15 protein-coding genes are annotated in these 14,329 nt (G+C 36.9%); 11 read left to right on the top strand and 4 right to left on the bottom strand.

The genetic code is table 11. The annotated features are described in order from the left end of the window. Positions 1–12: 12 nt before the first annotated feature. Complete coding sequence (locus KHA97_RS08350; RefSeq protein ID WP_213124357.1) at positions 13–1,275, bottom strand: BaiN/RdsA family NAD(P)/FAD-dependent oxidoreductase; 1,263 nt, start codon at positions 1,273–1,275, stop codon at positions 13–15. A 267-nt stretch (positions 1,276–1,542) separates the two neighbouring features. On the opposite strand from KHA97_RS08350, the gene KHA97_RS08345 reads away from it, so the two are divergent. Next, positions 1,543–3,165 carry a putative polysaccharide biosynthesis protein gene (locus tag KHA97_RS08345; RefSeq protein WP_213124221.1) on the top strand — a complete coding sequence of 541 codons (1,623 nt, stop codon included), beginning with the start codon at positions 1,543–1,545 and terminating at the stop codon, positions 3,163–3,165. Between the two features lie 134 nt (positions 3,166–3,299). Here the strand turns inward: KHA97_RS08345 and KHA97_RS23940 are convergent, their stop codons facing one another. Next, positions 3,300–3,674 carry a bZIP transcription factor gene (locus tag KHA97_RS23940; RefSeq protein WP_233713337.1) on the bottom strand — a complete coding sequence of 125 codons (375 nt, stop codon included), beginning with the start codon at positions 3,672–3,674 and terminating at the stop codon, positions 3,300–3,302. 119 nt (positions 3,675–3,793) lie between these two features. Here KHA97_RS23940 and KHA97_RS08335 point away from each other — a divergent pair, with 119 nt between their 5' ends. Together KHA97_RS08335 and KHA97_RS08330 are read left to right on the top strand one after the other, a co-directional pair. Continuing rightward, positions 3,794–4,522 (top strand): pseudouridine synthase, encoded by a 729-nt coding sequence (locus tag KHA97_RS08335; protein WP_213124220.1) that lies wholly within the window; start codon positions 3,794–3,796, stop codon positions 4,520–4,522. Positions 4,523–4,635: 113 nt separating this feature from the next. Continuing rightward, positions 4,636–5,133 (top strand): GNAT family N-acetyltransferase, encoded by a 498-nt coding sequence (locus tag KHA97_RS08330; RefSeq protein WP_213124219.1) that lies wholly within the window; start codon positions 4,636–4,638, stop codon positions 5,131–5,133. Between the two features lie 369 nt (positions 5,134–5,502). On the opposite strand, the gene KHA97_RS08325 is transcribed toward KHA97_RS08330, so the two are convergent. Further along, positions 5,503–5,724 carry a DeoR family transcriptional regulator gene (locus KHA97_RS08325; protein WP_213124218.1) on the bottom strand — a complete coding sequence of 74 codons (222 nt, stop codon included), beginning with the start codon at positions 5,722–5,724 and terminating at the stop codon, positions 5,503–5,505. 276 nt (positions 5,725–6,000) lie between these two features. Here KHA97_RS08325 and KHA97_RS08320 point away from each other — a divergent pair, with 276 nt between their 5' ends. The 8 genes from KHA97_RS08320 to KHA97_RS08285 all read left to right on the top strand — a co-directional run bounded on the left by KHA97_RS08320 (position 6,001) and on the right by KHA97_RS08285 (position 14,028). Further along, positions 6,001–6,705, top strand: coding sequence for an ABC transporter ATP-binding protein (locus KHA97_RS08320; RefSeq protein ID WP_213124217.1), 705 nt, complete (start codon positions 6,001–6,003; stop codon positions 6,703–6,705). After that, a complete protein-coding gene (locus KHA97_RS08315; RefSeq protein WP_213124216.1) occupies positions 6,698–7,876 on the top strand; it encodes an ABC transporter permease in 1,179 nt (392 codons plus the stop codon). Before KHA97_RS08320 ends, KHA97_RS08315 begins: the two co-directional genes overlap by 8 nt. 85 nt (positions 7,877–7,961) lie before the next feature. Further along, positions 7,962–9,383 (top strand): dipeptidase PepV, encoded by a 1,422-nt coding sequence (gene pepV, locus KHA97_RS08310; RefSeq protein ID WP_213124215.1) that lies wholly within the window; start codon positions 7,962–7,964, stop codon positions 9,381–9,383. Between the two features lie 13 nt (positions 9,384–9,396). Further along, a complete protein-coding gene (dat, locus tag KHA97_RS08305; protein ID WP_213124214.1) occupies positions 9,397–10,257 on the top strand; it encodes a D-amino-acid transaminase in 861 nt (286 codons plus the stop codon). Positions 10,258–10,521: 264 nt separating this feature from the next. Continuing rightward, on the top strand, positions 10,522–11,082 hold the full coding sequence (gene thpR / locus KHA97_RS08300; protein ID WP_213124213.1) for an RNA 2',3'-cyclic phosphodiesterase: 561 nt from the start codon (positions 10,522–10,524) through the stop codon (positions 11,080–11,082). A gap of 93 nt (positions 11,083–11,175) precedes the next feature. Beyond that, a complete protein-coding gene (locus KHA97_RS08295) occupies positions 11,176–12,123 on the top strand; it encodes an NERD domain-containing protein (RefSeq protein WP_213124212.1) in 948 nt (315 codons plus the stop codon). Then, entirely contained in the window at positions 12,116–13,054 is a 939-nt protein-coding gene (locus KHA97_RS08290) for a diacylglycerol/lipid kinase family protein (protein WP_213124211.1), read from the top strand. Before KHA97_RS08295 ends, KHA97_RS08290 begins: the two co-directional genes overlap by 8 nt. Before the next feature lie 194 nt (positions 13,055–13,248). Continuing rightward, on the top strand, positions 13,249–14,028 hold the full coding sequence (locus KHA97_RS08285) for a phosphotransferase family protein (protein WP_213124210.1): 780 nt from the start codon (positions 13,249–13,251) through the stop codon (positions 14,026–14,028). Here the strand turns inward: KHA97_RS08285 and KHA97_RS08280 are convergent. Then, positions 14,019–14,297 (bottom strand): YtzH-like family protein, encoded by a 279-nt coding sequence (locus KHA97_RS08280; RefSeq protein ID WP_213124209.1) that lies wholly within the window; start codon positions 14,295–14,297, stop codon positions 14,019–14,021. The genes KHA97_RS08285 and KHA97_RS08280 overlap by 10 nt on opposite strands. Positions 14,298–14,329 lie beyond the last annotated feature (32 nt).

Genomic DNA, 14,329 nt, shown 5'->3' with positions numbered 1-14,329 from the left:
GCTTTACTTTTTTTATTTACTTGACTGGGCTGCGTTTATACCGGCTAATCTCCCAGTCACTAAAGCAGATGTGATATTGTAGCCCCCTGTGTATCCGTAAATATCGAGCACCTCTCCACAGAAATACAGACCAGACATTAGCTTAGAGGCCATTGTTTTTGGTTCGATTTCTTTAACGGATACGCCTCCGCCCGTGACGAATGCTTTTTCAAGCGATAATGTTCCATCTACTTTAAAACGGAATTGCTTGCAATTTTGCGCAAAGGAACGCAATTTTTCACTAGAAATCGATGTACATATTGCTCCAGAATCAATTTCGCTTCGCTCTAATAAGAACAATAAATATCGTTCAGGCAGGATTCCTTTAAACGCATTTTTTATAGCCTTCTTAGGCTCCTCCTTCACTATTTTTAATAAATCCTTATGTAAATCCTCCTGCTTACGTTCCGGAAGTGCGTCCAATGACATCATAACATCATCGAGTTTCCATTTTTTTTGTGCTTTAATAACGAATTGGCTGCACCTTAGAACAGCTGGACCGGAAATGCCAAAGTGTGTGAAAATCATATCCATTTGATGAGTAATGAGTGGCTTTCCTTTTGGGTTTAGAACACTTAATGCTACATTACGCAATGATAATCCTTGTAATGTTTTTTCTTTTATAAAATCTTCTGATGATGTGACAGGGACTTCTGTAGGAAATAGTTCTGATATCGTATGCCCTGCTTCAACTGCCCAAGGAAATCCATCGCCTGTTGAGCCAGTTTGAGGAACAGACTTACCGCCAGTTGCTACTACAACAGATTTACTTGAAATTTTTTCTCCTGTTTCTAATAAAACTCCAGCAATTTTATGATTGCTAAATAAAAGCTCTTGTACGGGACTATTTACCTTTATTTTAACTCCGAGAAGGTCTAACTGGTTTAAAAGGGCATCTACAACCGATTGAGCACGGTTGGAAACGGGAAACATCCTTCCGTGATCTTCTTCCTTTAGTTCTATTCCTAGATTTTCAAAAAAGCGGATGATATCTTCGTTATTAAAAACCGAAAATGCTCCGTAAAGAAAGCGGCCGTTTCCCGGAATATGACGGATAATTTCGTCGATCGGAAGCCTATTTGTAACATTGCAGCGTCCACCGCCGGAAATAGCCAGCTTGCGTCCTAATTTATTTCCTTTATCAATGAGAAGAACTTTAGCATTATTTTCAGCAGCTCCAATAGCAGCCATTAATCCTGAAGGTCCTCCGCCTATTACAATGACATCATACATAATATAGTCAACACCTTGTTATTTGCTGATACAATTGTAAAATTAGAGCAGATGAAAAGCAAACAGTTCATATCTCGTTCATTGTCAAATGGCGTGGATAACTGTAAACTAACAATAGAGATTTACCGAATAAAAGGCTCTTTAAGCGAAAGGAAACACTTCAAATTCGGTGATAAGATGTTTATAATTTGTGGTTTACCGTGTAAAAACGGATGTAATATACTTAATATTATTTTTACAGAAAAAAACAAATGGAGAGTTAGAGAATGTATGTCTTCTAAATTAATTCGGGGAACTTTTATATTAACGTTGGGTACATTATTGTCGAAAGTGTTGGGATTAATATACGTAATCCCTTTCTATGCCATAATTGGCGGGGAAGGACCGTATGCTTTATATAATTTTGGGTATGTGCCTTATACCATTTTTATCAGTATTGCAACAGCAGGAGTACCTTTAGCTGTTTCTAAATATATCGCTAAGTATAATGCAATGGAAGAATATGCGGTCGGTCGTAAATTATTTAAATCCGGTCTTTTAGTTATGAGTGCGACAGGGATCATAGCATTCCTGATAATGTATGCAACTGCTACACCGTTGGCGGAAATTGTTTTGCGGGGAGCGAAAACCACATATACTGTTTCCGACGTCTCACAAGTAATCAAGGCAGTTAGCTTTGCCCTGTTGGTAATTCCATTAATGAGTTTAATCCGTGGTTTTTTCCAAGGACATCAGTCGATGGGCCCTTCAGCAATGTCGACAGTAGTAGAACAAATTGCACGTATTATCTTTTTGTTGGCAGGAAGTTTCGTTGTTTTATTTATCTTAAAAGGAAGTATTGTTACTGCTATCAGTATTGCCACCTTTGCAGCACTTATCGGGGGAATCGCCAGCTTAGTCGTCCTTCTAGTGTATTGGAAAAAACGAAAGCCTGGTCTCGATGAACTATTAAAACATGACAAAGGAACCTTACAAATTTCTTTAAAAGATATGTATAAGGAAATTATCGTTTATGCGTTTCCGTTTGTTTTAGTAGGAATAGCGAACCCTCTCTATCAATTTATCGATCAAGCTACTTTTATGAGTGCCATGGAGCAAGCCGGTAAAGCTAAAAATAGTTTTAATGCTTTAGGTACTTTAAATGGAACAACACATAAGCTCGTCATCATTCCAGTTTCCTTAGCAACAGCCTTTGCGTTGACGCTCGTTCCGCTTATTACAGAGGCATTCGTAAATAATGATCGAAAAATCATGTTTCGTCAGCTCGACCAGACGATACAAGTGTTAATGTTTATTACATTACCCGCCGCTTTAGGATTGTCTCTACTAGCGGATCCGATTTATTCGGCATTTTTCACGTATAATCCTTTCGGGGGAGAGGTTCTTCGCGCGTATGCTCCTGTAGCGATTCTCTTCGCATTATACTCAGTTACAGCAGCGATTTTACAGGGGATTAATGAACAGCGGTTTACGATTTTAAGCTTGCTAACAGGTTTACTATTAAAATTATCCTTTAATATTCCATTCATTAAAGCATTTGGAACGGAAGGAGCCATATATGCAACTTCCTTGGGGTATACTGTTTCTATTATTATCAATCTTTTTGTCATTAGAAGTTTTGCGCGCTATCCATTTAGGTTAATTTTTAGACGATCCCTATTAATAATCATATTTAACGTCATGATGGTCGTACCTGTTTATTTTGCTTATAAGGGATTGCTCCTTTTCCTAACTCCAGAATCTAGATTTCAATCGATCCTGATCATTATTATCTGTGCTTCCATCGGAGGTGTGATTTATGCCTATCTAGGACTTAAATCTGGACTGGCTGATCGACTGTTTGGCGAAAGATTGACAAAAGTAAAACGTAAATTAGGGATTAGAAGTATATAAGAAAAGTGCAAGCTCCAGTAGCTGGACAGCTAAAGCCTAAGATGAAAATTGATGATCAAAAAAGGTGTGCTTTATCTACTTTTAAAAGAGAACTGACCGTTTGGATCTTCCAGTACAGTCAGTTCTTCATTTGGTTAATAGTAGTCTTGGTATTCGAACCCCGGACGACCTCCTGGAAACTGCATTTGTCCTGGAAAGCCCATTCCAGCAGATGTCATTTGACCAGGAATCCCTGTTTGTCCCGGGAACCCAGTCTGTCCTGGAAAACCTGTCTGTCCCGGAAATCCCGCTTGCCCAGGAAACCCTGTCATACTACCACCCATGCCACCCATGCCTTCTAGTCTTGTAAGCCGCGAATGCAAGCGCTCATGTTCTCTCTCTAATCGTTGCATTCTTCTTTCTATTTGGCTCATTCTTTGGGTCATTCCAGTGCTTCCAGACGTACCAGGGAATTGTTGAGGAAGCATTTCTCCATGAAACTGGGGTTGCATTTGTTGTCGAAATTTCATGTGTGTATTCACTCCATTCCATTTATCACCTGCATCATTAGCCTATGTTTCAAGCTAAATTATGTTTGGGCAACAGCCTAAAAACTGCGTATTATTATAAACAAAAGGGGTCGAGAGTTTTGCGAATCGATAAGTTGTTATCAAATATAGGATATGGAAGCAGAAAAGAAGTAAAAAAAATTTTAAAAAATGGACAGGTTACGGTGAATGGGAACATAGTAAAAGATGCGAAATTTCACGTGGATCCGATAGTGGACTCTGTCTACCTTTTTGGTGAAAAAGTTCAATATCGTGAGTTTATTTATCTCATGATGAATAAGCCTGCGGGTGTCATTTCAGCTACGGAAGATGACAGAGATGAAACGGTGATTGATTTATTGAACGATGAAGAAGCCGTTTTTAGTCCCTTTCCAGTAGGAAGGCTCGACAAAGATACGGAAGGCTTGTTGCTGCTAACAAATGATGGGAAGCTTGCACACCAACTTTTATCCCCGAAAAAAAAAGTTCCTAAAAAATATTTTGCCGTCATTAATAGCCCTGTAACTGAAGATGACGTAGCAGCTTTTGGGAAAGGGGTCACTCTTGATGATGGTTATGAGACAAAACCGGGGAAATTAACCATTTTAAAATCTGGAGAGTATTCAGATATTGAATTGACCATTACAGAAGGAAAGTTTCATCAAGTAAAAAGAATGTTTGAAGCAGTAGGAAAAAAAGTAGTTTACTTAAAACGTATATCGATGGGGCCACTTCTACTAGATGATACATTGGAAAATGGACAGTACAGAGAGCTTACTGAAGAGGAAGTACTACAGTTAAAGGAATTTTCCCCAAAAGAACAGGACTAATTTGGTCATAGTAGTCATAGTGTGGTTTTAAAGGAAAATGGTAGTCGATAAAGAATAATGAATGTGGATACAAAATTCATGTAGGATAATGATTTAGAAAAGAGGAATACACAATGGTTAAAGTAAGAAAAGCCATTATACATGACGCATCCCAAGTAGTTGCTGTCATGAAAAATGCAGAGGAATCAGGGTTTATGCTATTCTCACCAGGAGAAAGAAAAGTAAGTGCTGAAGCTTTTGCAAAATATATTGAATCTATTAATAGCAATAGCAAATCAGGTTTATTTGTAGCTACTGATAACGAACAAATTATAGGCTATATGATTGTTCAAAATGAGAAACCACAACGAATCGCACATAGAGGCTATATTGTTATTGGTGTACATAGTGAAAGCCGGGGAAAAGGTGTAGGGAAAGCTCTTTTTAGCTATGTTCTTGAATGGGCAAAACAAGTCGGTCTACATCGTCTAGATTTAACAGTAATTGCAACAAATGAAGTAGCTGTCAAACTCTATAAAAAAATGGGCTTTGAAATCGAAGGAGTAAAAAGAGATTCATTATTCATTGATGGAGAATATGTAGATGAATACTATATGTCGATTTTATTATAATGTAGAGAGTAATGGGTGGTTTTAATCTAGTAATATAAACATTATTAGATAAATGATTCGAAATAATAGAGAGTAGCGCTTGCTTTTTCAAGCTAAGATATTATGAATCTTTATTTTTATGTTAATTAAAATAATATGTAAAATAGACAAGTTACCGAAAAATCATGAGGTTAAGACCAATAAGAAGAATACAAACAAAAAATCCTGGGATTATGTCCAATATGAATAGGAAACCTAAAATTTAGAGAGTAAAAATAATAAAAAAGCCATTTAGTCTGCAACCTTGTTTTAAATGAGATTTGCATGATTAAATGGCTTTTTATAGTGAATCGTTTCAATAAACAACTCAACAACGGTTTATATTATTTTCTATGATGTTATTTTTACCTTTTTCTTTGTTGTCGTCCATTTTCCCCGGTGTGGGCTGCTGATTAAGTCATTGTATTCTAACACATTCAAATCTCTTTGAATGGTGCGAGGAGTGCTCCCAAATTCATCCGCAAGCTCACGTGTCGTTACGGTGCCATTTTCCTTAATGTATAAGTAAATGGCTTTAATTCGGGTAAGCATTCTGTTCGTCGAAGGTTTCAAAAAACCACTCCCTCATCTTTAATTCCTTGGCAGATGGAACGGTCGGCTTAATGTCCCGGACAGAACGGGCTATTATCTTTTTCCGTATAGACAACTCCTTAAAAATTTTTCACTAATACTAAAGTCTGTTATTCATAAAAGGCAACTAATTCAGACAGTTCTATTTTAACGCATTAATGTGAAAATTTAAAGGGTTTTTGCAAAATGAACAACACCGAAACTTTCCACTAAATTAATTCGTATAAAAAAGTGATCAAAATATAAGGTGTGAGCAACATGTCATTGTTGGAAGTGAATATTAAACAAGCAGGCTATAAAACGAATGTGGAAACGATCAACCATATCCAATTTTCAATAAAGAGGTCTGAATTAGTCGGTATGATCGGTTCAAATGGTGCGGGAAAAAGCACAACGATCAAAGCTTTTCTAGGAGAGCTTCCATATTTGAATGGTGAGATTAAGAGAGAGGAAGGAAGCCACTATTCATACATACCTGAAAGGCCGATTTTTTATCCAGAATTAACGTTATGGGAGCATTTTGAATTTGTCACTGCAGTGGAGGAACTGGGGGAATCTTCCCTATCGTACGCAAAAGAAATCTTAAAAAAATTTCGGTTAATCGATAGAATTCATGAATTTCCAGGAACTTTTTCAAAAGGGATGCAGCAAAAAGGGATGATTGCTCTCGCTTTATTTACAAAACCAGATTTATTAATTATTGATGAGCCATTTATGGGTCTCGATCCAGGGTCTACAAAACTATTATTGAATATGCTCGAGGAAGAACGTACAAAAGGAACAGGGATTCTAATGTGTACACATATTTTAGACACTGCACAACGTATTTGTGATTCTTTTATCATAATAGAAAAAGGAACAATGAAGGCAGCGGGCACTTTTGATGAAGTGATAAAACAATGTGGTGCAGAAGATGGGAGTCTTTATTCATGCATTTCGATTGAGGATGAGATTAATGAATAGCAGGCAGCTTTTGTTTAAACGAATCAGTCAAAATTGGAAACAGCAATTTGCTGTTGTTAAAAGAGTTGTAGATTGGACGGTACTCGTTTATTTAGTCATACCTGCCATTGTCATTTCCTTTTTTGTATATCGATCGTGGTGGGTTCAAATTCCAGACTGGATGACGCTCCTACCATTTCCAGCTATTTTCATCCTTTTTTTCTTGTTATTATGGAGCGATCATTTTTTAACATATGTAAGGGAAGCAGATCAAATCTTTTTAAGAAAAAAAGAAACTCTTTTCCTCGGCATGAAACGGGGCGGCATTATTTATTCATACGCTTTTCAGTTGTTGTTAGCTGTAACCATTTGTTCATTAATAGCTCCTCTATGGTTTATACAATTTGGTTTACACATGGGGCAGTTGGTTGTATTGGCGGCGATGTGGGTTTCAATGAAATGGCTAATTATGGGAGTAAAAGGTAGATTGAATGTCGAATTAAGAGGCTGGAGAAGTCTTTTAAGAGGAATTCCTCTATTTATCGGAGCGGCTATCATTTGGATGTGGTGTTATAAAGCATTCATAAACGAAAATTTTGTATTGATCCTTGCGTTAATATTAATCAATACAATCGTCTCTGCATGGTTCATTCGGCGGCGTTTCAACTCTGTACATACGTTTGAGCAGGATTTGGCGATTGAAGAACTAGAAAAAAATAAATATATCGAAATTATTTTTGGGCTTTCAATGGATATGGAAAAGATGCCGAAACCAGTTCCAGTCCGAAAAAGTCCACGTCTATATTCTAAATCAAATCGAATATTTAAAAATCGTACACCTAAAAATGGATTTATTGAACTTTTTATTAAGGCGACAACTAGAAATACCGAATATATTATTGGATATTTTCAAATAATGGGTGTAACATCTGCGGCAACAGTGATGCTTCCGCCTCTATGGTTAAAAATTACGATGGCCATTATTGGAACGGTATTCCTTCTTACTTGGCTTGGTTCTGTTTGGTATAAGGTAGTAGGCAGCCACTCTTTTACAAAAAAGTATGCCTCAGAAGAAGCTTATTTTGAAGGGAAAAAAGTTGTGAAGACCATACTTGTTTTACCATTTCTCTTCATTATCAGTTGTTCTCTGTTTCTGAATATTTGGATTCGTAATCATTTTTTCTTTTTCTGATGGGCTAAAAAGAGGTACAATATAAAACATAGTGAATACAAGTTTAAGGCAAAAGAAGAAGGGGCCTTTGAAAAGGAGTATGATCATGGGTTCAATCAATTGGTTAAAAGAGGTTGAAAAACGAAAAGAACATTTAATAGCAGATTTACAAGGATTATTAAAGATTGAAAGTGTATTGGATGAAGGAAATGCCACGGAAGAAGCACCATTAGGAGTAAATGTTAAAAAAGCATTGGATTATATGCTGGAAATAGGAGACAGAGACGGGTTTGTTTCAAAAAACAGTGGGGATGTGGCTGGCCACCTAGAAATGGGGACTGGCGAACGTTTAATAGGTGTACTAGGACATGTTGATGTTGTGCCCGCTGGTGATGGCTGGTCCGTCAATCCTTTTGAAGGTGTCGTACAAGATGGCAAGATCTTTGCTAGAGGTGCGATTGATGATAAGGGGCCAACAATGGCCGCTTATTATGCGATGAAAATTATTAAAGAATTGGAATTGCCGCTAGAAAAACGTGTGCGGTTAATCATCGGAACTGATGAAGAAAGTAAATGGCGTTGTGTAGATCATTATTTTCAGCATGAAGAAATGCCTGATATGGGCTTTGCCCCTGACGCCGATTTTCCAATCATTAATGCGGAAAAGGGAATAGCGGATTTCGACCTTGTTCAAAATGTGGAAGAATCGAATGATTCAACTAGTGCAATTACACTTTTATCATTTGAATCAGGACTGCGTTATAATATGGTTCCAGATAAAGCAAAAGCTGTGCTCGATGTTAATGAGAATAATACGGAACTTATGCAAATGTATAATGATTTCTTAAGCAATCAAGAATTGCAAGGACAATACTATGTTGAAAGTGGTTATTTTATCATTGAACTTGAGGGAGTTTCTGCTCATGGCAGTGAGCCTGATAAAGGAAGAAATGCTGGTCTCCTATTAGCTAACTTTTTATCAACAGTTGAATTAGATAATAAAGGAAAAGTATTCATATCATCAGCAGTCGATTTCTTTTTTGGGGATTCACGAGGACGAAATCTAGGTGTTCAATTTAAAGATGATATTTCAGGGGAACTGACAATTAATGTGGGCATTATGTCATATAATGAACAGGAAGGCGGCAAATTCGGATTAACGATGCGCTATCCTGTCACGTTTAAATGGAAAGAAGGCTTAGAAACCCTTACAAAATCTGTAGAAGAAAAAGGTTTCTCCGTCGCCAATTTTTCAAATTCTGAGCCGCATCACGTCTCCGAAGATAATGAATTGATTCAAGTTTTAAAAAATGTTTATGAAATGCAGACACATAAACCTGCTTCTTTAATGGCTATTGGCGGTGGGACATATGCTAGATCATTAAAATCAGGTGTCGCCTTCGGGGCATTGTTCCCTGGTCGTCCTGACGTAGCCCATCAAAAAGATGAATATATGGAATTAGATGACTTAGTAAAAGCAACAGCGATATACGCACAAGCCATTTTTGAGCTTGCACGTGAAAAATAGGGAGATGAAAACAATGGTAAAAGTAATTTTGAATGATAAAATCATCGATCGATCAGAAGCAGCAATTGATATCGAAGACCGTGGTTATCAGTTCGGGGATGGAGTGTATGAAGTGATCCGCGTTTATGACGGGGTACTCTTTACTGGTGACGAGCATTTGGAGAGATTTTATAGCAGTGCCGATAAAATTAAGATTACAGTACCTTTTCAAAAAGAAGAACTACTCGAATTAATGAATCAACTTATTCAAGTAAATGATGTTCATGATGGTTCCATTTATATGCAGCTTACTCGAGGGGCATCTCCGAGAAACCACGTTTTTCCAAGTGCAGATACGAAACCTGTATTAACTGCCTATACAAAAGAAGTAGCAAGACCAGTAGAATCTTTGGAAAATGGCGTTGCCGCAATGGTTGCGGACGATATTCGCTGGCTTCGTTGTGACATTAAAAGCTTAAATCTTCTCCCAAATTTATTAGCGAAGCAAGCTGCAACTGAACAAGGCTGCTACGAAGCAATTCTTCACCGAAACGGCCTAGTGACTGAGGGCTCTGCATCAAATGCTTATATTGTCGTAGATGGAAAAATAAAGACCCATCCAGCTACAAACTTAATTTTAAACGGTATTACTCGCCAAGTCGTTGCTCGCTTATGTAAGGAAAATAATATTCCATTTAGTGAAGAAGCATTTACGTTAGAGGAATTGCGAAATGCAGACGAAATTTTCGTTACAAGTACAACATCTGAAGTAATGCCAGTTGTAAAACTAGATGAAAGAGAAATCGGTAACGGCAAGCCTGGTCAAGTGACTAGAAAACTCCAAACATTATTTGTTGAGGAATTTGAATCTGCAAAACAAGCTTATTCACTTTAAAATGAAAATTCGGCATCTCCGAAAGGAGTGTAATTGCCGAATTTTTTTATTTAGTAATAACACATTTGAAGAGGTTATAACCTGTCCGTAAGGTTCAATTGTAGTTCAAAACGATAGATTACCATTGAATCGTTCTAAGATGTGCTATTGCCTTTCACGAGTGATCCATTTACGCATATACAAGTTTAATTCCTGTTCAAATCATTTCTTGCCATTTTTTATGTTTAAATGGTAATACTAAATATAAAAAAAGGAATTGAGCTTATGACAGGACATTACTTTTTTGCCTTAACACTACCAGATGAAGCAAAGAAATTTTTATTAAAAGTAAGTGAGCAAATCAAGGAAGAATTTCCATTTAATAAATGGGTTCATCACGAAGATTATCATATTACTCTTGCTTTTCTTGGTCATGCGGATCAGTCCAAATTGGAACAATCCTTACGAATAGTAGAAAAAGAAATAAATGATTTTCAATCGTTTCAGTTGAATATAATCAATACAGGCATTTTCGGGAGTCCGAAAGCACCAAGAATTTTATGGGCTGGGGTCAATCATTCAGTAAATCTGCAAAGCCTTCGTTCAAAAGTTTACGACAGCTGTATTCAAGCAGGTTTCCAACTTGAAAGCCGACCTTTTAAACCGCATATTACTCTAGCGAGAAAATGGAATAGTGACAGTTTATTTTCATCTTCTGATTTTCAGAAATTCACCTCGGAAGTTTTTACCGAATTCAAATTTATTGCAGATGAGGTTGTACTATATCAAACTCATCCTGAAAAGACACCTAAATATGAAAAGGTTGAGTCTTTTCGATTAAAGTAACGTTAATAAAGGCACAACCTTCCTTATAATTGTTAAACATATTATAATTGGAGATATTATACTTTTTTGACAGTGAGTAAAGGATGATTTTCGATGGCTCAGCTCATCAAATTACAAGATTATGTATCTCGATACGAAACCGATATGTCACGGTATCCGGCACAATATGTCCGATTGAAAAAGCAGCAGTGGGAGAATCTGAAAGAAGCATGGGAATCCGGGACTCTCCTATACGATAATGAATTTTCGAAACAAGAGATCTCTAATGAGAAGCAAAGTATCTTCAATAAAGTGAAGGGTTGGTTTTCAAAAGAGGACGAATCAACTGTAGAAGAATTTGATATTCAGTTAGAAAAAGAGGAAGAAGATTTCGCTTTTCGAAACTTTTTACATGCACCCAATGAACAGGAATTAAAACAACAATTTCTTGATCATCTCTTCCGTTTTCAAATTAAATGGGCGAGTTCAACCATTTATGAAAAATCGTTTGTAAATGAAGAGTATTATGTGAGTGAGACGCTGCAGCATTTTTTGCAGCGATTGCCTGATAATATCTTTCTTTTATATGAACCTATTTTTCTATTGAAAAAAGCTCCTGTTGAGGTGGAGGTTTTACTGCTTACTCCTACTGAAATATGGTGTTTAGCTTTTTTGGAAAAGGAGAACGATGCAGCCTATCTAGGTTCAAAAGACCATTTTTGGATTGAAAAACAACAAGATCATGAAACAAAAGTTTTAAATCCTTCGATGTCCGCAAACAGAATGGGTAAAATCGTTAAACAGGTTTTTCAATTATACGAAGTCGAACTGCCAATTCGTAAAGCAGTTGTTTCAAGAAATGGATACATCGATTATCCAGAGGCCCCAGGAGATTTATTATTGCTAGATAAACGGTCTTATGATGAGTGGTTTCAAAGATTGAGAAGCTTGGCTTCACCGTTAAAAATGATGCAAATTAAAGGTGCGAAAGCCCTTCTGGAGTATTGCCAGACTACATCCTTTCGCAGGCCAGATTGGGACAAAGAGAATGATGATGAGTGAAAAAAGAAAACTTATTTTTATTGTAAATCCCGCTGCTAAAAACGGGTTCAGTTTACGAATATGGAGGAAGTTAAGTAAACAATTAATAGATATTCCCCATGAGGTTTATTTTACTGAAAAAACAAATGATGGGGCTAAAATCGCAAAAAAAGTAGCGATGAAAGATTCTAATCCCCTTCTGATCGTCGCTGTCGGTGGAGATGGAACTATTCATGAAGTAATCAACGGAATCATAAATATGCCTCATGTTACAATCGCCTATATCCCAGCGGGTTCTGGAAATGATTTTGCAAGAGGATTCAGCTTGCCAACTGATCCGTTGAAGAGCATTGATTTCATTAAATCGCTAATAGATTCTCCCGCAACTTTATTTGACGCAGGAATATATACAACAAATAAATCCGGGAGTGGAGTTTTTGTAAACAGTGTAGGGGCGGGATTTGATGCGTTGATTTCTATGAAGGGAAATCGATCAAAAGCTAAAAAATGGTTAAATTCCATCTCACTTGGAAAACTCGTTTATACATATTTTGTCATTACGGAACTTTTTCGTTATCGTCCAACTACATTAACGCTTGAGGTGGATGGCGAAAAAAAAATATATGAAAAAACTTGGTTTGTCACTATATCCAATCAGCAGTATTTTGGTGGCGGAATGAAAATCGCTCCACATGCAAATGCGCGGGACGGAGAATTCAATATAACGGTAGTTCATAACTTATCTAAAATAAAACTGCTGTTCATTTTCATAACCGTTTTTTGGGGTGGCCATTTAAAATATAAAGAGGTAGATTCATATAATGGTCGGGAAATTTCTATACGTTTTGAACAACCTGTATGGGTTCATGCTGATGGGGAGGATATTGCAGAAACTCCTTTTTATGTAAATATTTCTCCCAAAAGCTGGAGACTCATCCAAAATGCAGAATGAACTAATAAAATCTTTTTTATATTTTATGTTTTCCTCAAAAACGTCTTGACGAAAAATGAGGATTAGTTATAAAATTTAATAACTGATAGCTATTGTAGTCGAATATTTTCCAATAGCTGTCTTTTTTTGTTGAATAGGGCTATTACGACAATTCGGGGATTTTCTCCGTTGATATAAACGAAGGTGAACATAAAGTGGATTTTTCATTAGGGCAGGATTGGGAAATCACTCCTGCTGGCGGGGCAACAGGGGAAGCTTTTTTTGCAAAAAAAGATAATAAAAAGCTGTTTCTAAAGCGTAATTCTTCACCATTTCTCGCTGTGTTATCGGCAGAGGGGATTGTTCCGAAGTTAATTTGGACAAAAAGAATGGAAAATGGAGATGTGATTACGGCCCAGCAATATTTAATTGGCAGGGAGTTTACACCGAATGAAATGGCTGATAAGAGGGCAGCGAAACTATTAAAAAAGATACATGATTCGCAGCCTCTATTAATGATGCTTACACGTATGGGAAAGACTCCTTTCGGTCCTTACCAAATGCTTGATGAGGTGGATTCCACCCTTGATCAAGCAATACAGAATGTAAAATTGGTGAAGGATGCTCATGCGTTTCTAAATAAAGAAGTATTAAATATTGAATGTAATGAATGGGCAGTTTGCCACGGTGATGTAAATCATAATAATTGGCTCATTTCTGATAAAAATAAAATCTATCTTATTGATTGGGATGGCGCGATGATTGCGGATCCAGCCATGGATCTTGGATTGCTTCTCCATTGGTATATCCCGAAAACCGATTGGGAGAAGTGGCTCGAGCAATATGGAAAACCATTGACGGACGAGCTTAAAATAAGAATGAAGTGGTATACAATTGCTCATACGTTGTTGTCCATTCAATGGCATAAGAACAAAAATCGATTCCGAGAAATGGAATATTGGCTTAATTATTTAGATCATTTTAACTACGAATAAGAATTAATTTGACCTACCCACTGGGAGAGTTCTTCCTGGTGGGCATTTATATGACTCTCGAGATCGGGAGAATTTTTCCCAGACTGACAATAAGTATAAATTTCTTCCAGGAGCGGCTGCAGTTCCGGGGATACGGAATTATTGGCGAGCAAGGATTTTACTAGTCTTCCTATTTGTTCACATTCCGAAACCGAACCACAGCAATCTTCTAGGTGATTAACCAAAATATCCTGAAGTAAATTAACTTGGTCTTGGTAGCTAAGTGACATAAAGAAATCTCCTTTTTACACTAATCATTTTG

This window comes from Lederbergia citri (assembly GCF_018343625.1).
Taxonomy (GTDB): domain Bacteria; phylum Bacillota; class Bacilli; order Bacillales; family Bacillaceae_C; genus Lederbergia; species Lederbergia citri.
Note: the sequence above shows the minus strand (reverse complement) of the source record. Positions and strands in the feature narration are given on the sequence as shown.